Annotated in this window: 17 protein-coding genes, 2 tRNA genes, 2 rRNA genes and 1 other annotated feature; of the genes, 11 read left to right on the top strand and 10 right to left on the bottom strand. The window is 46.1% G+C overall.

Annotation, left to right across the window (positions count from 1 at the left end):
* Positions 1–67: 67 nt before the first annotated feature.
* The 5 genes from KHN79_RS02695 to KHN79_RS02675 form a co-directional block, all read right to left on the bottom strand.
* Positions 68–2959 (bottom strand): 23S ribosomal RNA (locus KHN79_RS02695).
* Positions 2960–3263: 304 nt separating this feature from the next.
* Positions 3264–3339, bottom strand: a tRNA-Glu gene (locus tag KHN79_RS02690).
* An 11-nt stretch (positions 3340–3350) separates the two neighbouring features.
* Positions 3351–3426: transfer RNA gene (locus tag KHN79_RS02685), tRNA-Ala, on the bottom strand.
* Positions 3427–3523: 97 nt separating this feature from the next.
* Positions 3524–5076 (bottom strand): 16S ribosomal RNA (locus KHN79_RS02680).
* Together the 16S and 23S rRNA genes with 2 tRNA genes alongside form the textbook arrangement of a ribosomal RNA operon.
* 493 nt (positions 5077–5569) lie before the next feature.
* Positions 5570–6931, bottom strand: a complete 1362-nt coding sequence (locus KHN79_RS02675; protein ID WP_182009417.1) for an amidohydrolase family protein — start codon at positions 6929–6931, stop codon at positions 5570–5572.
* A gap of 561 nt (positions 6932–7492) precedes the next feature.
* On the opposite strand from KHN79_RS02675, the gene KHN79_RS02670 reads away from it, so the two are divergent.
* From KHN79_RS02670 to KHN79_RS02650, 5 genes are all read left to right on the top strand, one after another.
* Positions 7493–8494, top strand: coding sequence for an ABC transporter substrate-binding protein (locus KHN79_RS02670; RefSeq protein ID WP_182009419.1), 1002 nt, complete (start codon positions 7493–7495; stop codon positions 8492–8494).
* Positions 8495–8496: 2 nt separating this feature from the next.
* Positions 8497–9324 carry an ABC transporter ATP-binding protein gene (locus KHN79_RS02665; RefSeq protein WP_182009421.1) on the top strand — a complete coding sequence of 276 codons (828 nt, stop codon included), beginning with the start codon at positions 8497–8499 and terminating at the stop codon, positions 9322–9324.
* Between the two features lie 24 nt (positions 9325–9348).
* Complete coding sequence (locus KHN79_RS02660; RefSeq protein WP_182009422.1) at positions 9349–10131, top strand: ABC transporter permease; 783 nt, start codon at positions 9349–9351, stop codon at positions 10129–10131.
* Between the two features lie 8 nt (positions 10132–10139).
* Positions 10140–10631, top strand: a complete 492-nt coding sequence (locus KHN79_RS02655; protein WP_182009423.1) for a nucleoside deaminase — start codon at positions 10140–10142, stop codon at positions 10629–10631.
* A gap of 170 nt (positions 10632–10801) precedes the next feature.
* Positions 10802–11785: an isopenicillin N synthase family oxygenase gene (locus KHN79_RS02650; RefSeq protein ID WP_182009424.1), complete on the top strand. Its 984-nt coding sequence runs from the start codon at positions 10802–10804 to the stop codon at positions 11783–11785.
* A 263-nt stretch (positions 11786–12048) separates the two neighbouring features.
* Here the strand turns inward: KHN79_RS02650 and clpB are convergent, their stop codons facing one another.
* From clpB to rluD, 3 genes are all read right to left on the bottom strand, one after another.
* Complete coding sequence (gene clpB, locus KHN79_RS02645) at positions 12049–14622, bottom strand: ATP-dependent chaperone ClpB (RefSeq protein WP_182009426.1); 2574 nt, start codon at positions 14620–14622, stop codon at positions 12049–12051.
* 149 nt (positions 14623–14771) lie between these two features.
* The gene (pgeF, locus tag KHN79_RS02640; protein ID WP_182009427.1) at positions 14772–15500 is read right to left on the bottom strand and encodes a peptidoglycan editing factor PgeF; all 729 of its coding nucleotides are present in this window, start codon (positions 15498–15500) and stop codon (positions 14772–14774) included.
* A 1-nt stretch (position 15501) separates the two neighbouring features.
* Positions 15502–16479: a 23S rRNA pseudouridine(1911/1915/1917) synthase RluD gene (gene rluD / locus KHN79_RS02635; protein WP_182009428.1), complete on the bottom strand. Its 978-nt coding sequence runs from the start codon at positions 16477–16479 to the stop codon at positions 15502–15504.
* 136 nt (positions 16480–16615) lie between these two features.
* On the opposite strand from rluD, the gene bamD reads away from it, so the two are divergent.
* The 5 genes from bamD (at position 16616) to yjjX (ending at position 21606) form a co-directional block, all read left to right on the top strand.
* The gene (gene bamD / locus KHN79_RS02630; RefSeq protein ID WP_182009429.1) at positions 16616–17344 is read left to right on the top strand and encodes an outer membrane protein assembly factor BamD; all 729 of its coding nucleotides are present in this window, start codon (positions 16616–16618) and stop codon (positions 17342–17344) included.
* Positions 17345–17489: 145 nt separating this feature from the next.
* Positions 17490–18971, top strand: coding sequence for a lytic transglycosylase F (locus tag KHN79_RS02625; RefSeq protein ID WP_182009430.1), 1482 nt, complete (start codon positions 17490–17492; stop codon positions 18969–18971).
* Between the two features lie 329 nt (positions 18972–19300).
* Complete coding sequence (gene raiA / locus KHN79_RS02620; RefSeq protein ID WP_182009431.1) at positions 19301–19627, top strand: ribosome-associated translation inhibitor RaiA; 327 nt, start codon at positions 19301–19303, stop codon at positions 19625–19627.
* A 108-nt stretch (positions 19628–19735) separates the two neighbouring features.
* Positions 19736–19857 (top strand) — a sequence feature (Phe leader region).
* Between the two features lie 12 nt (positions 19858–19869).
* Positions 19870–21048: a prephenate dehydratase gene (gene pheA, locus KHN79_RS02615; RefSeq protein WP_182009432.1), complete on the top strand. Its 1179-nt coding sequence runs from the start codon at positions 19870–19872 to the stop codon at positions 21046–21048.
* Between the two features lie 24 nt (positions 21049–21072).
* The gene (gene yjjX, locus KHN79_RS02610) at positions 21073–21606 is read left to right on the top strand and encodes an inosine/xanthosine triphosphatase (protein WP_182009433.1); all 534 of its coding nucleotides are present in this window, start codon (positions 21073–21075) and stop codon (positions 21604–21606) included.
* A 58-nt stretch (positions 21607–21664) separates the two neighbouring features.
* Here yjjX and trpR read toward each other — a convergent pair whose 3' ends face one another.
* Complete coding sequence (gene trpR / locus KHN79_RS02605; protein ID WP_182009435.1) at positions 21665–21967, bottom strand: trp operon repressor; 303 nt, start codon at positions 21965–21967, stop codon at positions 21665–21667.
* A gap of 13 nt (positions 21968–21980) precedes the next feature.
* Positions 21981–23918, bottom strand: coding sequence for a murein transglycosylase (gene sltY, locus KHN79_RS02600; protein WP_182009436.1), 1938 nt, complete (start codon positions 23916–23918; stop codon positions 21981–21983).
* A gap of 444 nt (positions 23919–24362) precedes the next feature.
* Here sltY and ettA point away from each other — a divergent pair, with 444 nt between their 5' ends.
* Positions 24363–26030 (top strand): energy-dependent translational throttle protein EttA, encoded by a 1668-nt coding sequence (ettA, locus tag KHN79_RS02595; protein ID WP_020335937.1) that lies wholly within the window; start codon positions 24363–24365, stop codon positions 26028–26030.
* The last annotated feature ends 336 nt before the right edge of the window (positions 26031–26366 follow it).

Raw genomic sequence — 26366 nt, 5'->3', positions numbered from 1 at the left:
TTTTAATTCTCGTTCTTACACATTCAATGTTCTTTTATTGAGTCCATCAAAACCCCTTGGGTGTTGTATGGTTAAGCCTCACGGGCAATTAGTACAGGTTAGCTCAACGCCTCACAACGCTTACACACCCTGCCTATCAACGTCGTAGTCTACGACAACCCTTTAGGATACTTAAAGTATCAGGGAGAACTCATCTCAAGGCTTGCTTCCCGCTTAGATGCTTTCAGCGGTTATCAATTCCGAACTTAGCTACCGGGCAATGCGTCTGGCGACACAACCCGAACACCAGAGGTTCGTCCACTCCGGTCCTCTCGTACTAGGAGCAGCCCCTTTCAATTCTCCAACGCCCACGGCAGATAGGGACCGAACTGTCTCACGACGTTCTAAACCCAGCTCGCGTACCACTTTAAATGGCGAACAGCCATACCCTTGGGACCGACTTCAGCCCCAGGATGTGATGAGCCGACATCGAGGTGCCAAACACCGCCGTCGATATGAACTCTTGGGCGGTATCAGCCTGTTATCCCCGGAGTACCTTTTATCCGTTGAGCGATGGCCCTTCCATTCAGAACCACCGGATCACTATGACCTGCTTTCGCACCTGCTCGAATTGTCATTCTCGCAGTCAAGCGGGCTTATGCCATTGCACTAACCTCACGATGTCCAACCGTGATTAGCCCACCTTCGTGCTCCTCCGTTACTCTTTGGGAGGAGACCGCCCCAGTCAAACTACCCACCAGGCACTGTCCGTAACCCCGATAAGGGGTCAACGTTAGAACATCAACACTACAAGGGTGGTATTTCAAGGACGGCTCCAACGATACTGGCGTACCGTCTTCAAAGCCTCCCACCTATCCTACACATGTAGGGTCAATGTTCAGTGCCAAGCTGTAGTAAAGGTTCACGGGGTCTTTCCGTCTAGCCGCGGGTACACTGCATCTTCACAGCGATTTCAATTTCACTGAGTCTCGGGTGGAGACAGCGTGGCCATCATTACGCCATTCGTGCAGGTCGGAACTTACCCGACAAGGAATTTCGCTACCTTAGGACCGTTATAGTTACGGCCGCCGTTTACCGGGGCTTCGATCAAGAGCTTCGACCGAAGTCTAACCCCATCAATTAACCTTCCGGCACCGGGCAGGCGTCACACCGTATACGTCATCTTACGATTTTGCACAGTGCTGTGTTTTTAATAAACAGTTGCAGCCACCTGGTATCTGCGACTCTCAATAGCTCCATCCGCGAGGGACTTCACCGTCGAGAGCGTACCTTCTCCCGAAGTTACGGTACCATTTTGCCTAGTTCCTTCACCCGAGTTCTCTCAAGCGCCTTGGTATTCTCTACCCGACCACCTGTGTCGGTTTGGGGTACGATTCCTTACAATCTGAAGCTTAGAGGCTTTTCCTGGAAGCATGGCATCAATGACTTCACTACCGTAGTAGCTCGACGTCGTGTCTCAGCCTTAAAAAGAGCCGGATTTACCTAACTCTTAAGCCTACGCACTTGAACCTGGACAACCGTCGCCAGGCCCACCTAGCCTTCTCCGTCCCCCCATCGCAATTGTAAGAAGTACGGGAATATTAACCCGTTTCCCATCGACTACGCCTTTCGGCCTCGCCTTAGGGGTCGACTTACCCTGCCCCGATTAACGTTGGACAGGAACCCTTGGTCTTCCGGCGAGGAGGTTTTTCACCCCCTTTATCGTTACTCATGTCAGCATTCGCACTTCTGATACGTCCAGCATGCGTTACCACACACCTTCAACCGCTTACAGAACGCTCCCCTACCCAATATACAAAAGTATATTGCCGCAGCTTCGGTTTACTACTTAGCCCCGTTACATCTTCCGCGCAGGCCGACTCGACCAGTGAGCTATTACGCTTTCTTTAAATGATGGCTGCTTCTAAGCCAACATCCTGGCTGTCTGAGCCTTCCCACATCGTTTCCCACTTAGTAGTAATTTGGGACCTTAGCTGGCGGTCTGGGTTGTTTCCCTCTCCACGACGGACGTTAGCACCCGCCGTGTGTCTCCCGGATAGTACTTACTGGTATTCGGAGTTTGCAAAGGGTTGGTAAGTCGGGATGACCCCCTAGCCTTAACAGTGCTCTACCCCCAGTAGTATTCGTCCGAGGCGCTACCTAAATAGCTTTCGGGGAGAACCAGCTATCTCCAGGTTTGATTGGCCTTTCACCCCTAGCCACAAGTCATCCGCTAATTTTTCAACATTAGTCGGTTCGGTCCTCCAGTTGATGTTACTCAACCTTCAACCTGCCCATGGCTAGATCACCTGGTTTCGGGTCTATATCCAGAGACTAAAACGCCCAGTTAAGACTCGGTTTCCCTACGGCTCCCCTAGATGGTTAACCTTGCCACTGAATATAAGTCGCTGACCCATTATACAAAAGGTACGCAGTCACAGGACAAAGCCTGCTCCTACTGCTTGTACGTACACGGTTTCAGGTTCTATTTCACTCCCCTCACAGGGGTTCTTTTCGCCTTTCCCTCACGGTACTGGTTCACTATCGGTCAGTCAGTAGTATTTAGCCTTGGAGGATGGTCCCCCCATATTCAGACAGGATATCACGTGTCCCGCCCTACTCGATTTCACTGAATGTGCGTTGTCAACTACGGGGCTATCACCCTGTATCGCCGGACTTTCCAGACCGTTCGTCTAACGCATATAAAGCTTAAGGGCTAGTCCAATTTCGCTCGCCGCTACTTTCGGAATCTCGGTTGATTTCTTTTCCTCGGGGTACTTAGATGTTTCAGTTCCCCCGGTTCGCCTCGCTGCGCTATGTATTCACGCAGCGATACTAGCTTATGCTAGTGGGTTTCCCCATTCGGAAATCCCAGACTCAAGTGGCTTTTACTGCCTAATCTGGGCTTATCGCAAGTTAATACGTCCTTCATCGCCTCTGACTGCCAAGGCATCCACCGTGTACGCTTAGTCACTTAACCATACAACCCGAAGAAGTTTCGAATTGACGTTAAACAACCAAAGTTGTCTCTCATTATTTGAATGAGCGAGAGACATTTCGATTTTTCCGTACTCAAATATGAATAACATCATTGATGTTATTCCCAAGAACACTTGAATGTGTTTTTAGTTGTATTCAAATACATGAATACTTTGAGAACTTTACAAGTAATCATAAAGATTACTTTGTCAGCTTTCCAAATTGTTAAAGAGCAAATCACTTCAATGAAGTAACCATTTTTAAAAGCACTCTGCTTTCTATTTCGAAGAAAGTGCGCTTAAAGATGGTATCCCGTAGGGGAGTCGAACCCCTGTTACCGCCGTGAAAGGGCGGTGTCCTAGGCCTCTAGACGAACGGGACACAAAAATCAGTGGTGGAGCTAATCGGGATCGAACCGATGACCTCTTCGCTGCCAGCGAAGCGCTCTCCCAGCTGAGCTATAGCCCCACATAAAATTGCTTTGCATTTTATGCAGAACCAATTTTTTGCTCTGAATCTAAACCATATCAATCTGTGTGGACACTCATCGTGAGTAATCATCGTATAAGGAGGTGATCCAGCGCCAGGTTCCCCTAGCGCTACCTTGTTACGACTTCACCCCAGTCATGAACCACAAAGTGGTAAGCGTCCCCCCGAAGGTTAAACTACCTACTTCTTTTGCAGCCCACTCCCATGGTGTGACGGGCGGTGTGTACAAGGCCCGGGAACGTATTCACCGTGGCATTCTGATCCACGATTACTAGCGATTCCGACTTCATGGAGTCGAGTTGCAGACTCCAATCCGGACTACGACGCACTTTTTGGGATTCGCTCACTTTCGCAAGTTGGCCGCCCTCTGTATGCGCCATTGTAGCACGTGTGTAGCCCTACTCGTAAGGGCCATGATGACTTGACGTCGTCCCCACCTTCCTCCGGTTTATCACCGGCAGTCTCCCTGGAGTTCCCGACATTACTCGCTGGCAAACAAGGATAAGGGTTGCGCTCGTTGCGGGACTTAACCCAACATTTCACAACACGAGCTGACGACAGCCATGCAGCACCTGTCTCAGAGTTCCCGAAGGCACCAATCCATCTCTGGAAAGTTCTCTGGATGTCAAGAGTAGGTAAGGTTCTTCGCGTTGCATCGAATTAAACCACATGCTCCACCGCTTGTGCGGGCCCCCGTCAATTCATTTGAGTTTTAATCTTGCGACCGTACTCCCCAGGCGGTCTACTTAACGCGTTAGCTCCGAAAGCCACGGCTCAAGGCCACAACCTCCAAGTAGACATCGTTTACGGCGTGGACTACCAGGGTATCTAATCCTGTTTGCTCCCCACGCTTTCGCATCTGAGTGTCAGTATCTGTCCAGGGGGCCGCCTTCGCCACCGGTATTCCTTCAGATCTCTACGCATTTCACCGCTACACCTGAAATTCTACCCCCCTCTACAGTACTCTAGTCTGCCAGTTTCAAATGCAATTCCGAGGTTGAGCCCCGGGCTTTCACATCTGACTTAACAAACCACCTGCATGCGCTTTACGCCCAGTAATTCCGATTAACGCTCGCACCCTCCGTATTACCGCGGCTGCTGGCACGGAGTTAGCCGGTGCTTCTTCTGTCGCTAACGTCAAATAATGCAGCTATTAACTACACTACCTTCCTCACGACTGAAAGTGCTTTACAACCCGAAGGCCTTCTTCACACACGCGGCATGGCTGCATCAGGCTTGCGCCCATTGTGCAATATTCCCCACTGCTGCCTCCCGTAGGAGTCTGGACCGTGTCTCAGTTCCAGTGTGGCTGATCATCCTCTCAGACCAGCTAGGGATCGTCGCCTTGGTGAGCCCTTACCTCACCAACTAGCTAATCCCACCTAGGCATATCCTGACGCGAGAGGCCCGAAGGTCCCCCTCTTTGGCCCGAAGGCATCATGCGGTATTAGCCATCGTTTCCAATGGTTATCCCCCACATCAGGGCAATTTCCTAGGCATTACTCACCCGTCCGCCGCTCGACGCCGTTATCGTTCCCCGAAGGTTCAGATAACTCGTTTCCGCTCGACTTGCATGTGTTAGGCCTGCCGCCAGCGTTCAATCTGAGCCATGATCAAACTCTTCAATTTAAAGTTTTGTTCGGCTCAATGAATACTGACTTCAAAACTACAAAAGTAATTTTAAAGCTATTATCGTTCCAACAGAACGATAATGAATTGACTGTGCCAAGTCCGAAGACTTGATTGGTCACTCAGTTCATTGAAACCTAATTTGAAACCCCTCTTTATTAAGAGAAATTTCTAATTGGATTATCATCAACGAGTGCCCACACAGATTGATAGGTCTATATTGTTAAAGAGCTTTTCGACTGAGGCTTGCTCAAATCGGACGGCCATTTTAGCGAGATAACTTTTGGTGTCAAACACTTTTTTCAGTTATTTCTCTGTGAGTTATTTTTTTAACTCAACCGCCTTGTTATATTGCTTCGCTTAGCGAGACAACGGAGGCGAATTATAGGGCGAAAAATTGACTTGGCAAGGGGAATTCAGTCTAAAAAAGACATTTTTAGACTGAACGTTTAAATAACCATCAACTTGAGGATTCTATAGACAAAGACTAGGCTTATGACTCTATTTTCGCCACACGTTGATTAAGTTCAGCGATCGATTTTCTTACTTCTTCGACTAAATAGCCGTACTGAGCGTCATGTTCTTGCTGGTAGACAATCCGTCCATTTACAAAGCTCACTTTAACAGATGCAGGTTCACCACACATGATTGGAGCCATTAGTGAAGAGTGACAGCCAGATAAACGTGGCTGATTCAAATCATAAAGAACGAGATCTGCTGCATAACCTTCTTTAATCTCCCCCACATCTGTAAGACCTAAAATATCAGCTCCGCCTTTACTGCCCCATTTAACGACTTCTTCCAATGTTGTAGCATCAGGCCCATTTTGCGCTCTGTGTATTAACCAAGTCAGATTTAGTTCTTGTAACATCGACCCTGACTCTGCAGATGCAGAGCCATCCACTCCCAGAGAAATTGGCATACCCGCTTTCGCCATATCAATGACAGGAGCAATCCCACTCCCTAAGCGACAGTTAGAAGTCGGACAATGAGCTATACCTGTTTTGGTTTCTGCTAATAGCTGGATATCTTTTTCACTTACCTGAACCAAATGAGCAAACCACACGTCCTCGCCCAGCCAGTCGCAGCTTTGAGCGAACTCAACCGCGCTCATGCCGTATTTAGCTAAAGCTTGCTCATTATCAAACTTCACCTCTAATAGATGAGAGTGCATTCTTAGTTTCTGACTTCTAGCATATTCAGCCGTCAACTTGAGATCAGATGGCGTCGCAGAGTGAGCAATCGTGGTCGGAGCAACCACCAATTTACGCATTGCGGCTCCCCCTTCCTGATGGTAACGGCTCCGAGTATGATCTAAGCGTGAAATCATCTGTTCTGCAGATTCGGGAATAACGCCCGCTTTTGCCAATCCTTTATGTGTTCCTTTTACGGTTGCCCCACCTCGGCATAATACTAAGCGAATCCCCATTTCATCAGCCGCCTGCCAAAGGACATCTTCTAGCTCCTGGCTGGAGTTCGCATGATAGAGGTAATGATGGTCAGCACAGGTTGTAGCTCCGGAGCGGAGTAACTCATAAAAACCTAACTTAGCAGCTGAATACATAATCTCAGGGGTAATTTGAGGCCAATAGCGATACGGGACGCTCGCCAGCCAGTCACCTAAACCATGATTAATGCCAGCCGGAATTCCCTTTAATATTGACTGAGCAATATGATGGTGAGTATTTACCAGCCCCGGATAGACAACACAATTTGTCGCATCAACCAGCTTCTCACTGTAGTTAGGAGCTAGATTCTGACCTAACTCAGTGATGACGCCGTTCTGAATCCGTATATCCTGCACATCCTGTTTAGAAGAAAACACGCTATTAGCATTTTTAATTAAGTAGTTCATGTAAATTTCCTTTTCAATGAACAATCGTTATCTCATCTTCATTAAGACAACCAAGGTCGATTGACCTTTGAGCAATGTCCCGGAGAATTAACTTCTGACCGCTTCTACTCAATTAATATATGAGGGAGTATATCCACCACTCCCATGTATCATTCTGTATACAATGCAATTACTACACCACCTTAAAAGTACCTCCTAACCAGCGCCTAGCTTGCGTAAAGTGCACCAAAATGTTGTTTTTAAGGTCAAGATGCACAGATTAAGTGCAATATACCTTAAGTAAAAACTCTGAATGTGCACTTTTTGTATACAACGCTTTATGCGTTAGCACCACCAGAGGCCAAGGTAAACCGTTTGTTAAACACAAGTTACATGAAATCATATTGGTTACTTTCCATCCATGGCACATTGTTTGCTAATTGTTAAATGAAAGCGTGAGTAGAAGCGGTTAGATACCAAGCTAAAAAGTATCGGGACATTGCTCATAGTTAACCTAAAGCTGCGTAATCAAAAATACGGTCACGCCTTTAGAGAAAGTGAAAAGGAAGACACGGAGTAACTATGAAAACTATTTCAAAATTAAACAAACTTGCCCTTTCATTATCTTTGCTATGCGCTTCAGGAAGTAGCCTTGCAGCAGATAAAGTAACTTTCCAGCTTGACTGGTTACCTGGAGGCGATAAAGCTCCGATATTCGTTGGGGTTCAACAAGGGTTCTTTGCAGACGAGGATCTGGATGTAACTATTCTGGGCGGTAAAGGCTCTACAGATGCAATAACTAAAGTCGCGACAGGCACAGCCGACATTGGTTCTGCAGACATCGTGGCTCTGATGGTCGCAAAAGCAAATGATAATGTGCCGGTAAAAGCCGTTTACTCAACCTTTAATAAGGCGCCTTATGCTTTCTACGCACTTGATAGTTCTGGTGTGAAGTCAGTTAAAGATGTCGCAGGTAAAACGATCGTCACTTCTCCGTTTACTTCTGCGAACGTTTTTCTGCCAATCATGCTTAAGAAAAATGGTATTGATGAGAACAGCGTAAAAGTTCTTAAAGCCGATCCCGGCGCACTTAATCCGATGCTGATAACCGGGCAGTCTGATGTGATGATTTCGTGGATGACAGATCGCGTTAAAAACTCACAGCAAGCGGAGCAAGCAGGCAAAAAGCTCACTGTACTGCCTTGGTATGATGCAGGTCTTGACTTCTACTCATCATCAATCATCGCCAGCGACAAATTCATGTCACAAAGCCCAGACGTAGTTAAGCGATTCGTTAAAGCTTATGCAAAAGCAGTCGAATACACGTGGAAAAATCCAGAGCAAAGCGGTGCTGCTGTAAATAAGATGGTGCCGGAGGTCGACGCTGCGCAAGCCACCGATACCATCAAGTCCATTCGTAGTTTGGTTATGAACGAAGTCTCCGAAAAAGACGGCGTGGGCGTATTTACTCCTGATCGTTTAAATGAAACCTGGAAATGGACAGCGGAAGCGCAAGGTCTTGACCTTAGTAAGCTAGACCCAGAAACCGCGGTTTCTCGTCAATTCTTCCAAGAGGTGAACTAATAATGCAACCATTTGTTTCGTTCAAGAACATAGGGCATACCTATCACTCTGACAAACAATCGGTTACGGTTCTCAACGATGTCAATTTTAATGTGAATAAACATGAATTTGTTGCCATCGTTGGTCCCTCAGGCTGCGGCAAGTCGACCTTGCTGCGTCTGTTGTCAGGTCTGATATTTCCAACCCAAGGTGAGATTTCTGTTTTCGGCCAACCGGTAACTGAGCCACGAGAAGACATAGGTATTGTATTTCAAAAACCGACATTATTACCTTGGAAGAATATTCTCGATAATGTTCTGTTCCCACTTAAGCACAAGTTTAACTACATCACGAAGAAAGAACAGCAACATGCCGAAGTGCTTTTGGACACCGTCGGACTAAAAGGTTTTGAATCTAGCATGCCGAATCAGTTGTCAGGTGGAATGCAGCAGCGTGTCGGCATCGCGAGAGCCTTATTACTCAATCCGGATATCTTGATCATGGATGAGCCATTTTCTGCACTTGATGCTTTAACGCGCGAAGAAATGGGGTTTGAACTGCAGAAGATCTGGATGGAGAAGCCGAAAACCGTTCTATTTATTACTCACTCTATCTCAGAAGCGGTACTGCTCGCAGACAAAGTTTTAGTGATGGGACCGCGCCCGAGCACAGTACTAGAGGAAATCGATATTGACTTACCTCGCCCAAGAGACATCCACACTCTTCAGAATCCGGTCTTTGGCTCATATACCAATAAGATCCGTGAGTATTTTTATCGTTCTGAAGAACCAAGTCATTCGGATAGCAAGAATAACGACAACGTGAAGCCACTACGTAAAACGGTCGCTTAATCGAACTCGTCTAAAGGAATAGATATGAAACGGTATATATCACAATGGTCGCAGAACTGGCTGCCACTTTTCGCGATATTGACGCTAATCCCAATTTGGGAAGTGATATGTCGCACCTTTTCGGTGCCTTCATTCATTTTGCCCGCACCATCAGATATTGCGCTGGCATTCAGCCAAGTTCCAATGGAGCGATGGTTAGATAACTTATGGGCGACATTACGTATTGCACTACTTGGCTTTGGGATCTCTTTTTTAATTAGTATTCCCCTGGCGATCATGATGGTGAACTCAAAGTTTCTTACTAAGGCTCTGTTTCCAATCTTGGTCGTGATCCAATCTACGCCTGTCGTAGCCATTGCGCCGCTATTGATTGTAATCCTGGGAACCGGTGATGCACCTCGTTTAACCATTACCTGTTTGATCACCTTTTTCCCACTTGTGGTCTCAGCGACAACGGGCATGCTGGCAACGCCACCAGAACTGATTGAACTATCGCGCTCGTTAAGTGTGAAAAACAGTAAAACGATTTGGCAAATTCGCCTGCCTTACGCCATTCCACATATTTTTAGTGGTGTAAAAGTGGCGATCACGTTAGCGGTAATTGGCTCAGTGATAGCAGAGTTCGTCGCTGCAGAGAAAGGCCTAGGCTATCTGGTTCAGTTCTCCACATCCTATTTCAAAATCCCTCAAGCGTTTGCTGCATTGGTGTTCTTATCACTTGTTAGCATGTTGCTATTTAAAGCCGTTAGTTGGGTACAACGCGCTTGCTTCTCTTGGAGCCTGACTGAAGAAGAAAAACAGAGGTAGAAATAACAATGCAAAATATACCCGCGATAAACCAAGACACTGATTTCAAATTTTTGCGCCACAGCTTTGCTCTAGCAGAAAAGGCAAAATCCAAAGGCATCCACCCATTTTCAGCAGTACTGGTTGACGAACACGGCAAGATTCTTTTGGAACAAATTAACGGCTACCTGCCCGATTTCGATATGACAGGTCACGCCGAACGTTTGATCATGACTAAAGCGAGCAAATTATATCGTCCAGATTTTCTAACCCGCTGTACTCTATATATTTCCGCAGAGCCATGCGCGATGTGTGCTGGTGCTATCTACTGGGCTGGTGTTGGCCGTATTGTTTATGGACTCAGTGAAGAGAAACTTAAACAGATCACCGGCAACCATCCGGAGAATCCGACTCTAGCGCTACCATGCAGAACCGTGTTTGATTCAGGACAACGTGAAGTGGAAGTAATAGGACCACTACTTGAAGATGAAGCAGAACAAATACAACATGGCGTTTGGTAGCTACATTATCTGACAACTAGATTGTTCGAGGTGGCTCCGTTCGAATGGATTCATCTCGATCGACCCCGGAGTAGAAGCGGTCTGTAATAGCAAAATATTGATGCTTTGCTATTACTGGACATTGCTCCATTAACAAGCACTTGCTTAATTGTTAATTGGAGAAAGCAATAATGACTCAATCATACCTTTTAGATGAACTTAACTTTGAAACAACCATTGGCGGCCAGGGATTGGAAGCTAACGATACCGCAATCCCTCTGATCAATTTACATGACTTTGAAAACCGTCGTGAAGAGATCACTGAACAGCTTTGGCAGGCCGCCACTCAAGTCGGTTTTTTCCAGCTTGTCGATCACGGCATCAGCTTAGCTGACATTGAAAAGTCATTTAAACTCAGTGAGCAGTTCTTCTCGCTCCCTGTTGAAGACAAAGCACAGTTTCCGCTTAAAGAAGGCTTGAATGCCGGTTGGGAGTTTAAACAACAAGTTCGCCCATCTACAGGGACAGCGGATCAAAAAGAGTCATATCAAATTACTCTGCCTCACATGGGTGACCTGTGGCCGAGTAATGATCTGGTCGAAGGTTTTGAATCGCACCTGCTGTCATTCGAGCATCAGGCCTGGCAGCTCGGTATGAAGATCCTGTCTTGCTTTGCCGATAAACTCGGCTTTGAACGTGACTTTTTCACTAAAGCGCACCAGAGAGATTCAGAAAACTACCTGAGTACTTTGCGTATGCTGCATTATCTGCCAATGAAAGAAGTACCACAAAACGGTACATTCTGGCGCGCGGGTGCGCATACCGATTTTGACTGTTTAACCATGGTATTCCAGCAGGAAAATCAAGGCGGATTACAAGCTGCGGCAGGGAAAGACGCCAAGGAAAACTTGGTTTGGAGTGCAGTAGAACCAAAAACGGGCGTGATCACTTGTAATATCGGTGACATGCTGATGCGCTGGAGTGATGACGTACTGAAATCGACTCTGCACCGCGTGCGTATGCCAACTGCGGAAGAGAACCAGGACTCTCGGTATAGCATGGCGTTTTTCTGCCAGGCAAACCGCGATCAGGTTATTCAGGGTCAGAAAAAGGTTTATGAACCAATCACAGCTGAAGACTATTTGAAGATGCGTATAAATGCCAACTTCTCTTAAACCCTAACCATTAAGGCCGCTTATCGAGCCATAGTGATCTTAGTTGGGATGATACCAATCTACATAAGTATTTGCTCATTCTTGCTGGTTAAAACCACTGATAGCTGCGTTATAGATTTTGCAATTAGAATAACTAGTTACTTCAATCTATGCCTTGCTCTAAGCGATTTTACCTGCGCAATAAGCTGACCACCTACTTATCCAGATTGGTATAAAAAGCCATGCAGATGCATGGCTTTGTTCGTTAATACTTTCTGATAATACTATTGGCTGGCGGTAATATTGCCGTCTTCGACGCCGAGTACAATCGGCTTTCCTGGTAAGAACTGCCCAGAAAGGATTGATTTCGCCAATGGGTTCTCAATATTTTGTTGAATGGCACGTTTCAACGGACGCGCACCATACACAGGGTCAAAACCGACTTGAGCAATCAGCTCCAACGCCTCGTCACCGACTTCCAGATCGTAATCTTTCTCAGCCAGACGTTTGTGCAGACGTTCCAACTGGATCGAAGCAATCGACTTAATGTGCTCTTTACCAAGTGGGTGGAAGACTACAGTTTCATCAACCCGGTTTAAGAACTCTGGACGGAAGTGCTTGCTGACCACATCCATCACTTCGTCTTTAATACCCTGATAATCCAGTACGGCGAAGTTTTCCTGAATTCGTGAAGAACCTAGGTTTGACGTCATGATCACCACAGTATTACGGAAATCAACCGTACGGCCCTGGCCATCAGTCAGACGCCCGTCATCCAATACCTGGAGCAGAATATTGAACACATCTGGATGCGCTTTCTCTACCTCATCCAGCAGAATGACTGAATAAGGTTTACGACGAACCGCTTCCGTCAGATAACCGCCCTCTTCATAACCAACATAACCCGGAGGCGCACCAACCAGTCTCGCTACGGAATGTTTCTCCATGAACTCCGACATATCAATACGCACCATAGCGTCTTCACTATCAAACATGAAGTTTGCCAGTGTCTTACACAGTTCTGTTTTACCCACACCAGTCGGACCTAAGAACAAGAAAGAGCCAATTGGTCGGTTTGGATCTGACAATCCTGCACGGCTACGGCGAATTGCATTCGATACCACCTCAACCGCCTCTACCTGACCGATAACACGCTGATGTAAAACATCTTCCATGCGTAGCAGTTTCTCTTTCTCCGCTTCCAGCATCTTAGACACCGGAATACCGGTCTGTTTGGAGAGTACTTCCGCAATTTCGTTGTCTGTCACTTTGTTGCGCAGCAGCGTCATCTCTTGCATTTCAGCTTGCGCCGCCAGATCCAACTGCTTCTCAAGCTCAGGAATACGGCCGTACTGCAGCTCAGACATACGGTTCAGGTCACCTGCACGGCGCGCGAAATCCATATCCATTCGCGCTTGTTCAAGCTCTGATTTGATGTGCTGCGTACCGGAAAGTGCCGCTTTTTCCGTATTCCACACTTCTTCGAGCTCAGCGTATTCACGCTCTTTCTCATTCAGCTCATCGTTTAAAGTCGTCAGACGTTTTTCACTCGCTTCATCGTGCTCGTTACTTAACGCTTGCTGTTCAATCTTCAATTGAATGATTTTACGCTCTAACTTATCCAGTGCTTCCGGTTTAGAGTCGATTTGCAGACGGATGCTGGATGCTGCCTCATCGATTAAATCGATCGCTTTATCAGGTAACTGACGGTCAGAAACGTATCGGTGTGACAGACTCGCTGCCGCAACAATAGCGGGGTCAGTAATTTCCACATGATGGTGCAGCTCGTAGCGCTCTTTAAGACCACGTAAGATCGCCACGGTATCTTCAACTGTTGGTTCATCCACCAGCACTTTCTGGAAACGACGCTCTAACGCTGCATCTTTTTCAATGTACTTACGGTATTCGTCCAAGGTGGTAGCGCCGACACAGTGAAGTTCACCGCGCGCCAATGCTGGTTTCAGCATGTTACCCGCATCCATTGAACCTTCACCTTTACCGGCACCCACCATAGTATGCAGCTCATCAATAAACAGAATGATGTTACCTTCTTCTTTGGATAACTCATTCAATACTGATTTCAAGCGCTCTTCGAATTCACCGCGGTATTTTGCACCCGCAACCAGTGCGCCCATATCTAAAGCAAGAACACGACGGCCACGTAGGCCTTCTGGCACTTCATTATTGATAATGCGCTGTGCCAGACCTTCAACAATCGCCGTTTTACCTACACCAGGTTCACCAATGATCACTGGGTTATTTTTGGTGCGGCGTTGTAATACTTGAATCGTACGGCGGATCTCATCATCACGACCAATCACTGGATCCAATTTGCCCTGCTCTGCACGTTCTGTAAGGTCTATGGTGAACTTTTCCAGTGCCTGACGTAGCTCTTCAGCATTTGGATCATCGACCTTTTGACCACCTCTGATCTTTTCGATAGCCTGGCTGACTTTTTGCTCAGTTAGACCAACTTCTTTGAGTAGCTGACCAAGCGGTCCTTTATCCTCAAGTGCGGCTAGCAGGAATACTTCTGACGAAATGTAAGAGTCCTGGCGCTTTTGGGCGACTTTGTCGCACAGATTGAACAACGTACCCATAGCACCAGAAAGCTGCACATCACCACCAATGCCACTTACTTTTGGTAATCGGTCAAGGATTTCGCCCAGCTTAGAGCGCAGGTGAGTGACATCCACGTCCAGCATAGTCAGCAACGGACGAATTGGACTGCCATTTTGATCAAGCAAAGCCACCATCAGGTGAACTGGCTCGATATACTGATGATCGCGCCCTAACGCCAGTGATTGGGCATCAGAGATAGCGATTTGAAATTTACTTGTGAATCTATCAAGACGCATATCTACCTTCCTAACCTCACTAAGAGAATACTGATAACAGTAGAAAGATGGATACTCGGAAAGGGAATTTCAAGGGAGGATGTAAATAAATATAAACAGTATTGCAAACTCAGACGTATGCATCACCATCCACAATAACAGGTTAAAGCCTAATCACCCAACCAGATAAAAGTTGCTTGGCGACCAGTCACGCCATCTCGACGATAGGAGTAAAAATCTTGCTGGTTTTGGTAGGTACATAAACCAGAATCAAAGACCAGAGTGACACCTGCTTTATTAAGGCGCTGAGAGGCAAGTTTTGACATATCAGCAAACCACTTACCTTTGATATCACGAGGAACAAAAGCTTGCTCTGCTTGAGGGTCGAAGTCCATAAAGGCTTGCAGAACGTCCTCTCCAACTTCAAACGCTTCGGAACCAATAGCAGGCCCCAGCCACGCCATGACCTCACCAGAAAACATCTCTAATGCATTTTCAACGATGCCATTTGCCAGACCACGCCAGCCAGCATGAACTGCGGCCACTTGCGTACCTTGGGTATTGGTTAAAAGCACTGGAAGACAATCCGCAGTCATTGCAGAGCAGATAACATTAGCAGAGCTGGTAAACACGCCATCTGCTTCGAGCACCTGAGATGTTGGCTCGCTAACTTGAGCAACAACGGTAGAGTGAGTTTGGTTTAACCAGACTGGTGCATTTGGCATGTTTGCTTGCTGCACCAACCAGTTACGGTTCTGCTCTATGACAGAACTATCATCCCCGACATGAGCACCAAGATTTAGCCCTTGATAAGAGCCCGTCGAAAAGCCTCCAACTCTTGTAGAGGCGAAAGCTTTGACATTTTTAGGTGCTGGCCAGTTGGGGATAATGGTCTTCATTTTAGAACTCGTCAGGTAAACCGTACTCTTCGGTATCTTTACGCAACGCTTCTGTCATAGCCACCATGTCGTCTGGCACAGGAGCGTGGAACTCCAGCTCTTCACCAGTGATAGGATGTTCAAAACGCAGCATCACAGCGTGCAGTGCCTGACGATCAAAGCCACGAATCATGTCTGTGAGCTCTTGCGAAGCTCCAGTCGGAATACGTGCACGGCCACCATAAGCAGTATCACCCAACAAAGGATGCTGCAGGTATGACATATGAACACGAATCTGGTGAGTACGACCCGTTTCCAGGCGCAAGCGAATACGCGTGTGCTCACGGAAGTGTTCCGCAACACGGTAGTGTGTAACAGCAGGTTTGCCCATTGGAGCGACAGCCATTAACGTACGTTTGGTCGAGTGACGACCTATCGGCTGATCCACTTTACCACCCGCAGTCATACGACCAATAGCAATCGCTTCGTATTCACGCGTGATATTACGTTTTTGCAGTGCACGAACTAAACGAGTTTGTGCTGGTACCGTTTTCGCAACCACCATCAGACCGGTGGTGTCTTTATCCAGACGATGCACAATACCCGCACGCGGCACTTCTGCGATATCAGGGTAATGATGCAGCAATGCATTTAGCACGGTACCATCTGGTGTGCCCGCACCAGGGTGCACGACAAAATCACGAGGCTTATTGATTACGATGATGTCATCATCTTCGTAGACGATATCTAACGGGATATCTTGCGCTTCCCAGCGCTCTTCATCTTCCAGCTCGGCTTGCAATGTAATTTCCTCGCCGCCCATGACTTTGGTGCGAGGTTTGGTGACAACTTCACCATTCACTTGAACTTTCCCCTCTAGAAGCCATTCTTTCAGGCGAGAGCGGGAGAAGTCAGCGAATAATTCTGCGATAGCTTGGTCTAAACGTTGACCTAACTGGCTATCTTTTACTGTATTTGTTAATACTATCTGCTGAGCCATATCGAACTTTTTTAAAAACTGTGAGACTAATGCTCACGACTGTGGAAAAATAGACTATTACGTCATTGTATCTGTTACTGGAAAGAAAGTAACGGCAGCTTAAAAAATATTTAGATTCAAGGAACAGACTCCTGATATGAAACGTCAGACTTTAACAGGCCTTTTAGCGGTATCCCTTCTGTTTGGATGTGCAAGCAAAGAAGAAATCGTTCCTGATGTGCCACCTTCGGAACTGTATGCAGACGCGCAAACTTCTCTTCAAACTGGTAACTGGCTAACGGCTATTGAAAAGCTAGAAGCATTGGATTCGCGTTACCCATTTGGTGCTTACTCAGAACAGGTACAACTTGACCTAATTTACGCGTACTACAAAAACGACGACCTGGCCCTCGGCCTGGCGACCATATCTCGTTTTATGCGCCTGAACCCGACTCATGAAAAAATGGACTGGGTACTGTACATGCGTGGTTTAACTCATATGGCGCAAGATCGTAACTTTATGCACGATCTGTTCAATGTAGACCGTAGTGACCGAGACCCTGAGCCAGTAAAACAAGCCTTTGATGACTTCAGCAAGCTGCTGAAACGTTACCCAAACAGTCACTATGCGGAAGACTCTCAAAAGCGCATGATCGCACTGAAAAATCGTTTAGCTAATTATGATCTGGCAACGGCTGATTTCTACTTACGCCGAGAAGCATGGATTGCATCGATTAATCGTTGCCAAGAGCTACAAAAGACGTTCCCAGACACAGAAGCGGCACGTAAGTCTCTTAAAATACAGCTCGAAGCCTATAAGCAGCTTGGGCTGGAAGACGCCATCGCAAGAACAGAAGAACTGATTAGATTAAATCCGCTCGACTAACCCCGCTCTAAGAACTATGAACCGCCACAGCCTAAAACTGTGGCGGTTTTGTTTCTAGCCTGTTCACCCTCACAAACACCAACTTGATGCTTTTTTGAGCGCCACATATGCTTAAAACTCTCTCTTCATATAGTTGGACGTGAACGTGGTAATTTCAAAGCTATGGGCAATACTACTGACTCTGTTGTCGGCGTCCGCTTACTCATTGCAAATTTCACCGCTAACGCAACCACCGTATACCGGTGACCTAGACGCAATAAAAGAGCAAAAGTTACTGCGTGTGCTTGTCTCTTCTGATTTAGGCTTTTACTACGTTGAAGGTGGAGCTCCGAAAGGGATCGGCGCAGAGCTTCTCGATCATTTCGAGAAAGACTTCCGAAAAATTGAACCAAATATAAGCGTGCAAATTATTCCTCTTGCCCGTGATCAGTTGATTCCGGCACTCAACAGAGGTTCTGGTGATTTAATTATTGCCAACCTCACCATCACCGATAGCCGCAAAGAAAAAGTCGATTTTAGCACCCCGATTCTCTCCGATATTCAGGAGTGGGTCCTCACAAATAAAAAGACTCCTGCAATGACAACAGCAGAGCAACTGAGTGGAAAAGAGATATGGGTCAGAGCAAGCTCAAGTTATTTTGAAAGCATTCAAGCTCTAAATAAAAGGCTGAGTAAGAAAGGCTTACCACCTATCATTGTCAACTTCGTTGAAGAAACCCTGCAAGACTACGAGCTGGTTGGCATGCTGAACAACGGCTATGTCAAAGCTATAGTATTAGACAGCCACAAAGCAAACCTGTGGCTGAAAGTGATGGATAATATTCAGGTGCACGAAGCAATCCCTTTGCGTAAAAACGGAAAAATCGGTTGGGCAATGCGCAAGTACAGTCCACAACTCAAAATGGCCGTAGATAACTTCATCAGAAAGTCACAGTCGGGCAACCTGCTTGGTAATGTCATCTACGGCAAGTACATTGACAATACCAACTGGCTCAACAAAGCCCTAGACCCGAAAAAGATAGCCCAGTTAGAAAAGCTAACTGCGCTGTTTTCACGCTACGCAAATCAATACGACTTTGACCATCTGTTGATCGCGGCAGTCGCTTATAAAGAGTCGAGTTTCAATAATAATGCCGTCAGCAACCGGGGCGCAGTAGGCATTATGCAGGTCCTCCCCAGCACCGCGCGTGACCCGAACATCAACATCAAAAATGTTCAGCAATTAGAAAATAACGTTCATGCGGGAGTAAAGTATCTGGCGTTTTTACGCCAGCAGTACTTTAGTAACGAAGCAATCAGCGCTGAAAACAAAATCTACTTTACTCTGGCTTCATACAACGCTGGACCGGGAAATGTAGAAAAGATGCGTAAGCTCGCCGCTAGCCAGGGCTATAACCCTAATGTCTGGTTCAATAATGTAGAAGTCGTGATGAGAAAGAACATAAGTACTACCGTCTACTATGTCAGTACCATTACTCGTTACTATGTCATTTACAAACAACTAGAGAGCCTGAACCATACAAAATCCTCAAAGAATGTTTTGCTGGCCCCCAGCGTTCCTGATTCTAAGACCCTATTAGGAAGAATTCGTCAAACACTAGAAACAAAAAAGCCGCTTATCCACTAAGCGGCTGTTCAGAATTTTCTTTGCTTGCATGCTATTGAGTGATAAACATCACGCGTTTTTACTAGTTAAATTTTAACCACTCTAAATTACAAGCTGTACAGCGTCCCTGAAAACAGAGATGTTTTCAGCTGAGTATTCTATTCAATCTAATGATTTGCTAACCGATAACAAGCTATTTAACGATAAATCTCGATACTTCTTGAGTGAGATCACATTCATTTTCCATCATAAAAAACGCGGACAAAATAATGATCCCGATCACGTTTTTTTATCCTTAAAGCAGTAATCTGAACTTAACCCATGAGGGATGCAACAGAGGAAAAACACTTATGACAATGAATATTACTGGCAAAAACATCGAAATCACCTCTGCAATCCGAGCTCATATTGAGAGCAAATTTAAAAAGCTGGAGAAATGGCAAGTAGACATCATCGGATGCCAAGCAACTTTCAGTGAGGAACCAAATAAACAGAAGAAATTCGAAGCGGTAATTAAAGTTCCTAAAGGCCAACTTGTCGCCTCAGCAACTCACGAAGATCTATACGCAGCTATCAATGAAGTGGAGCAAAAACTAGAACGACAACTGAATAAGCTGACCCACAAACCTGAGGCTCGCCGCGCAAACAAGCCAGAGCTTGTGACTGAAGAAGAGTAAAACGACCAGATTGAGGAAGTAGCGCCGAAAGGCGCTATTTTTTTGCTTGACGCTCTCCGTCAGCTTGCTTATTGTGTTTAAACATTCATAAATTGAACATTATCTATGCATTTAACCCCTCTGTTTATTTTTGACTTCTTTTTCCTTCCATAGTTGGAGGGGCTGATTCGTTTGTGAAAGAAAAGTCAAAAACAAACAGAAAGCCTCCCAAAACGGGAGGCTTTTTTATAAGGAAAGAATTGATGACTGACCAACCTATTTCTCTCGAAGCAATTCGTTTACGTTTAAACGAGCTTGATGACGAGCTGCTTAGCCTGTTATCTGAACGCCGTAAGCTCAGTATCGAAGTCGCTAAAAGCAAAGTTCAAACGTCAAAACCAGTTCGTGACGCCGCTCGTGAGCAACAGTTGTTGGTTAAGCTGATCTCTAATGGCCGCGAGAAATATGACCTGGATGCTCAGTACATCACTAAACTTTTCCATACCATTATTGAAGACTCTGTCTTACTACAACAAAGCTATCTGCAAAATCTGGTCAACCCGCTGCAAAGTAGAAAGCCACTCGCGCGCGTTGCTTTCCTTGGTGCGAAAGGCTCATACTCACATCTGGCCAGCCGTGAATACTTCAGCCGCAAAAATACGGAGCTGATTGAGTTAAACTGCGAACACTTCAGAGAAGTCACTCAGACTGTTGAATCAGGCCATGCTGACTATGGTGTCTTACCGATTGAAAACACCAGTTCAGGCTCTATCAACGAAGTTTATGACTTGCTGCAACATACGACCTTGTACATCGTCGGCGAGCTAACACAGCCAATTGAACATTGCCTGGTTGCCAAAAAAGACATTCGTCTCGAAGAGATCAAAACCCTTTATTCTCATCCTCAACCACATCAGCAGTGCAGTGAATTCCTCAGTCGCATGAAGGGTGTAAAACTGGAATCTTGTGCAAGTACTGCGGATGCCATGCAGAAAGTACAAGAGCTTGATCGTGAAGATGTCGCAGCGATTGGTAACGCCTCAAGTGGTAAGCTATATGGCCTGCAAGCGATACAAGGCAACATCGCGAACCAGACAGAAAACCACACTCGCTTTATCGTTGTAGCTCGCAAGCCTGTTGAAGTCTCAACGCAAATTCCAGCCAAAACCACTCTTATCATGTCGACCTCTCAAGAAGCCGGTTCTCTGGTTGAAACGCTGTTGGTACTGCAACGCTATGGGATCAATATGACCAAGCTGGAATCTCGTCCGATCATGGGCAACCCGTGGGAAGAAATGTTCTATGTTGACTTAGAGTCTCACCTTAATTCACAAGAGATGCAGCAAGTGTTACAAGAGCTGACAAAACTCACTAAGCACCTGAAAGTTCTAGGTTGTTACCCTAGCGAGAACATAAAACCTACTCAAGTTAAACTAAGTTAACAGACATCGGTGAGTAAAAAGATCATGGGAACCCAAAAAGTCATTATTGCCTCTTTAAACCCGGCAAAGATTAATGCTGTTCAGAGTGCATTTCAAAGCGCCTTCCCTAATCAGTTTTTTGAGTTTGAGGGGGTGAGTGTTCCAAGCGGCGTCGCCGATCAACCGATGAGCAACGAAGAAACTCGTGCAGGTGCGTTGAATAGGGTGACAAACGCCAAATTAGAGATCCATGATGGTGATTTCTACGTTGGTCTGGAAGCAGGAATCGAAGGCAGCGTCACTTTTGCATGGATGGTCATTGAATCCGATACCCATCGTGGAGAGTCTCGTTCCGCGAGTTTAATGTTACCTCCACAAGTGTTGGCTCAACTAGAGCATGCTAATGAGCTTGGGGACGTTATGGACAATGTATTCGGTACCGAGAACATCAAACAAAAAGGTGGGGCAATCAGTTTGTTAACCCAAAACCAACTGACACGCAGCTCGGTTTATCATCAGGCTCTGATTCTGGCTTTGATACCATTTACTAACGCTGAACATTTTCCGGCGAATTTATAGTGATGTTAGCAATACAAAAGAGGGCGGAAATTCCGCCCTTTCGTTTTTCAACTTTTTATTATTGAGAGCTCGACTCTAATAATTTTTTGAGCTGATCTTTGTCTTCATCCGTTTTGGATTTCAACTCATTTGAGCCACGCGTGATGGTTGCAATGCCCACTCCCAGCATCTGGCTGATCTGACGTTGAGATAATTCACCTTTAAGAAGTTCATTAAGAATATTCACTCTTGCAATTAATGAATCTCTCTCATCAGGCGTCATCAACATCGTCAACAGCATCTCGTGCTGTTGGCTATCGACGCTTGATCGGATTAGCTCGACAATCTGTTGCCAGTCTTTGTACTCTGGTTCGTGTGACATCAAGTTACCTCACTCAATACTTGGTATTGATCTCATGTTGATTCAGGAACGCGCCATCGATACCCAAAAGATCACGGTAATAGGTTTCAAACATTAAAATGTTCTGCACATAACCACGAGTCTCTCTAAATGGAATGGCCTCAATAAAGGCATAGGCATCCACTTTTCCCTGGGTTCTCTCTCGCCACGTTTTTACTCTATTAGGGCCTGCATTATAAGCCGCCAGGGCAAAAATACGATTATTATCGTAATCCTGCATCAAACCTTGCAGATAATGACTGCCAATTTCGATGTTTTTACCCACGTTATACAGATCCTGGCTACCTTCGTAACTTAACTTGTATTTGCGTACGGTGTATTTAGCCGTCGCAGGCATGATCTGCATGATACCGCGCGCGCCTACCGGCGATCGAGCTTCTGTATCCAGCGCACTTTCCTGTCTGGCTAATGACATCATGGTCACAGGATTAATATCATGCTTTTGGGCATAAAAGTCGAACCACCAGCGATGAGCAATCGGGAATCTCAACTCAATATTGCCCCACATTTTAGCTTGAATACTTGCCGTCACCGTCAGGTGGTGCCAGTGTTTTGAAGATGCATAAGCGGCCAGCATCGACTTCTCATTTTGATCAACTCGGCTAAGTAAATAGGCCCACTCACTTTTCGCCGCTGCAATCTTATCGGTCTCAATAAGCTCTTCAATACGAGCTAAAGTTTCGTGATACGGCTGAACCACTTTTTTATCTAGGGTTATTTTGCTTGTCGGGTACTTTATCGATTGTCCTATCTCATTCGCTGCCGCGACACTGTAAAAATCACGCTGACCAACCAAAGCTGCTAGACGTTTTTTACCTGCGACTTCATCACCTAAAGCTATTTCACTACGGCCAAGCCAATATTGCCAACGCAGTGTCTCTTGTTGTTTTTTATCGAGTACCGCAATCCACTGCTGAACGCCTTTCCAGTCCCCATTCTGAATAGCAAGGCGAATACGGGTTTCAATCAACGGTATATTTTGGCTGATTTTGGTCTTGTCATCACGCCACTTAGCCATACTTGATGACTCAGTGCGAGTTAAGCGAAATGCAATATAATCAGCCAATGAGCGCGCTTTATCCGCGGAAAACTTCTGGCCCTTAATCACCTGATCGTATGCCTGTTGTGCTTGTTCGGCATCCATACGAGCCAGCTTCTCTAGGGCATATTCGCTTTGAGCACGATAGAAATCATTAGCTGGCTTTTTCTTCGCAAACTCCGCAACTGTCGCTGGCTTATCAAACAACGCCTTCATCTCATTAGCTTGTCGTCGAGCCTTTTCTGATTTAGGCAGCTTGACCAAGTAGCGTATCAGGCTACTGTTACGCGCATCGAATGCTAATAACATGCGCTGCAATATCAAATCATCGGTTCTTTTGCCTGCTTTGTCCCATGCATCAAATACCGGATCGCACTCATTCGCAACACTGGTACCGTTCAACCACATGTCTTGTGCTCCTTTAAAGGCAGCAGCCTGCTTGTCTTGTTTCAGCTGAGCGTTGTAATAAATGCACTGATAGCGTTCACCACTTGGGATAACGGTTTGAAATTCGGTGATCGTCTTCCAGTTTTGTTGTTTGTAGAGACTGTCAAGATAAGGCGCTCTCACGCGACGTGAAAAAGGAAACGCATCATATTCAGCGATGAAAGCACTAACTTGCTTTGGTGACTTGTCGGGTAGCTGTCTGATAAAAGTGCGATAATCCACATAGGGTGTGAGCGGGTAATCCGCTATTTGGGGACGAATGGCCAGGTATCCGTCAATATCATTGTTATCTAACAGACTTTGCGCCTGTTCATAAATCTCACGCTGCTTTTCTAAGCTCAGCGCAGCATTTGCTGTCACGCTCACAGCAATCAGTGCGGTAGCGCAACAGGCACTTTTAGCCAATCTTGTAACGTTGAATCTCATTTATTTTATTTTCCCCGGACATTTGCAGCCTCACCGCCCAGTTTTTCTTTAGCGTTATAATTCAAATACACTTTAAACATATGCATACACTCACACAAGTTAATGCAGTCTGTGTAATGTGGATTGATGTATTAATATTTATACTCGTGACCATTTAAAGCTTTGAGGACAAGGCATTCATAACTCGTAAAGACGAGAAGTCCTTACGAAAAGCCAATAATAAAAAGTGTATACCTTAACCGTGTAAGTTTCCGGTCAGCAGAGAATCAGAAATCTCATATCGGAGTAAATTCTTGCAATGCAGTAACAAATCCCCCCTTATAAACCCGATGTGCGTGGCTCAACTCCCGGTTTTGGAATGGGTCACTTAGAGCATTTGGGTATATCAGGCAGTTGGTATAAAATAATGGCTTTGATTGACAGTTAATTTAGGAACGATCGGCAATGGCTGAATACGTATATACCATGTCTCGGGTGAGCAAAATTGTGCCACCTAAGCGTCAAATTCTTAAAGACATCTCCCTGAGCTTCTTCCCTGGTGCGAAAATCGGTGTTCTGGGTCTGAACGGTGCAGGTAAATCTACCCTGCTACGTATCATGGCCGGTATCGATACCGACATCGACGGTGAAGCACGTCCGCAACCTGGACTCAATGTTGGTTACCTACCTCAGGAGCCGGTACTTGATGAATCCAAAACCGTTCGTGAGATCGTAGAAGAAGCGGTATCAGACGTTGCAGGCGCGCTTCAACGCTTGGACGCGGTATATGCTGCATACGCAGAACCAGATGCAGATTTTGATGCGCTGGCAAAAGAACAAGGCGAACTTGAAGCTCTGATTCAGGCGAAAGACGGCCATAACCTTGATAATGCATTAGAGCGCGCTGCAGATGCGCTTCGTCTTCCTGAGTGGGATCAGAAGATTGCACACTTATCGGGTGGTGAGCGTCGTCGTGTCGCTATTTGTCGTCTTCTACTAGAAAAGCCAGACATGCTTCTTCTAGACGAACCAACCAACCACTTGGATGCTGAGTCTGTTGCCTGGCTAGAACGATTCCTGGTTGATTACACTGGTACCGTTGTAGCGATTACCCACGACCGTTACTTCCTGGATAACGCTGCAGGTTGGATTCTTGAGCTTGACCGTGGTGAAGGTATTCCATGGGAAGGTAACTACACCTCTTGGCTAGAGCAGAAAGATGCACGTCTACAACAAGAAGCATCACAAGAAAGCGCTCGTCAAAAAACCATCGAGAAAGAACTTGAGTGGGTACGTAAGAACCCTAAAGGTCGTCAGGCGAAATCGAAAGCGCGTATGGCTCGCTTTGAAGAACTGCAAAACACTGACCATCAGAAACGTAACGAAACCAACGAACTATTTATCCCGCCAGGTGAGCGCCTAGGTGATAAGGTTATCGAAGTAAATAACCTGACGAAATCGTTCGACGGCCGTGTACTGATTGATGACTTGTCATTCAGCATTCCTAAAGGTGCAATCGTCGGTATTATCGGTGCCAACGGTGCAGGTAAATCAACGCTATTTAAGATGCTAAGTGGTACAGAACAACCGGATTCGGGCACTATCGAACTGGGTGATACAGTGAAACTGGCATCGGTTGAGCAGTTCCGTGACTCAATGAACGACAAGAACACTGTGTTCCAAGAGATTTCTGAAGGTGCTGATATCATTAAGATCAACAACTTCGAAATCCCGGCTCGTGCATACTGTTCACGTTTCAACTTCAAAGGCTCTGACCAACAGAAAGTAATCGGTGAGCTATCTGGTGGTGAGCGTAACCGTGTGCACCTTGCGAAACTGCTTAAAGCCGGCGGCAACGTACTGCTACTCGATGAGCCAACCAACGACCTTGACGTTGAAACGCTGCGAGCTCTGGAAGAAGCACTGCTGGAGTTTCCGGGTTGTGCAATGGTTATCTCGCACGACCGTTGGTTCCTGGACCGTATCGCGACGCACATCATCGACTACCGTGACGAAGGTCAGGTGAACTTCTATGAAGGTAACTACACCGAGTACATGGACTGGCTGAAGAAGACTCTGGGGCCGGAAGCTGCAGAACCTCATCGCATCAAATACAAACGTATTGCGAAGTAATCTCACAATAGACTCAGGGAAATCAACAAACGCTCCCTACGGAGTCTGATTGTTCTCAATACCAAGGCCGCTATCATAGCGGCCTTTATTTTTACTGCCATAAAGTGAAATCGACCACTCTACAGCAGCTTTAACAGTTTTGATAATAACCGAATGTTTTATATTCAGTTTGGTATATTATTCTATCCGCTCAACTACTTGATAAATATAACATAACGGAGAGGCGACATTTTAACGTGCCGTCAATTAACTCCATCACAAGTAGAACGACGTGATTCGACTATGCTCTATAAGAGCCATGACCAATCAGCACTTTTTTCAGAATTGAATCTAGGC

The organism is Vibrio sp. B1FLJ16 (genome assembly GCF_905175385.1).
Classification (GTDB): Bacteria; Pseudomonadota; Gammaproteobacteria; order Enterobacterales; family Vibrionaceae; genus Vibrio.
Note: the sequence above shows the minus strand (reverse complement) of the source record. Positions and strands in the feature narration are given on the sequence as shown.

What these genes read in the sequence shown, in the direction of transcription:
- raiA (WP_182009431.1), top strand. Translation starts at nt 19,301, where the DNA reads ATGACAATGAATATTACTGGCAAAAACATCGAAATCACCTCTGCAATC.
- pgeF (WP_182009427.1), bottom strand. Translation starts at nt 15,500, where the DNA reads ATGAAGACCATTATCCCCAACTGGCCAGCACCTAAAAATGTCAAAGCT.
- ettA (WP_020335937.1), top strand. Translation starts at nt 24,363, where the DNA reads ATGGCTGAATACGTATATACCATGTCTCGGGTGAGCAAAATTGTGCCA.
- clpB (WP_182009426.1), bottom strand. Translation starts at nt 14,622, where the DNA reads ATGCGTCTTGATAGATTCACAAGTAAATTTCAAATCGCTATCTCTGAT.
- rluD (WP_182009428.1), bottom strand. Translation starts at nt 16,479, where the DNA reads ATGGCTCAGCAGATAGTATTAACAAATACAGTAAAAGATAGCCAGTTA.
- KHN79_RS02665 (WP_182009421.1), top strand. Translation starts at nt 8,497, where the DNA reads ATGCAACCATTTGTTTCGTTCAAGAACATAGGGCATACCTATCACTCT.
- trpR (WP_182009435.1), bottom strand. Translation starts at nt 21,967, where the DNA reads ATGTCACACGAACCAGAGTACAAAGACTGGCAACAGATTGTCGAGCTA.
- bamD (WP_182009429.1), top strand. Translation starts at nt 16,616, where the DNA reads ATGAAACGTCAGACTTTAACAGGCCTTTTAGCGGTATCCCTTCTGTTT.
- KHN79_RS02650 (WP_182009424.1), top strand. Translation starts at nt 10,802, where the DNA reads ATGACTCAATCATACCTTTTAGATGAACTTAACTTTGAAACAACCATT.
- KHN79_RS02660 (WP_182009422.1), top strand. Translation starts at nt 9,349, where the DNA reads ATGAAACGGTATATATCACAATGGTCGCAGAACTGGCTGCCACTTTTC.
- KHN79_RS02655 (WP_182009423.1), top strand. Translation starts at nt 10,140, where the DNA reads ATGCAAAATATACCCGCGATAAACCAAGACACTGATTTCAAATTTTTG.
- KHN79_RS02675 (WP_182009417.1), bottom strand. Translation starts at nt 6,931, where the DNA reads ATGAACTACTTAATTAAAAATGCTAATAGCGTGTTTTCTTCTAAACAG.
- sltY (WP_182009436.1), bottom strand. Translation starts at nt 23,918, where the DNA reads ATGAGATTCAACGTTACAAGATTGGCTAAAAGTGCCTGTTGCGCTACC.
- KHN79_RS02670 (WP_182009419.1), top strand. Translation starts at nt 7,493, where the DNA reads ATGAAAACTATTTCAAAATTAAACAAACTTGCCCTTTCATTATCTTTG.
- pheA (WP_182009432.1), top strand. Translation starts at nt 19,870, where the DNA reads ATGACTGACCAACCTATTTCTCTCGAAGCAATTCGTTTACGTTTAAAC.
- yjjX (WP_182009433.1), top strand. Translation starts at nt 21,073, where the DNA reads ATGGGAACCCAAAAAGTCATTATTGCCTCTTTAAACCCGGCAAAGATT.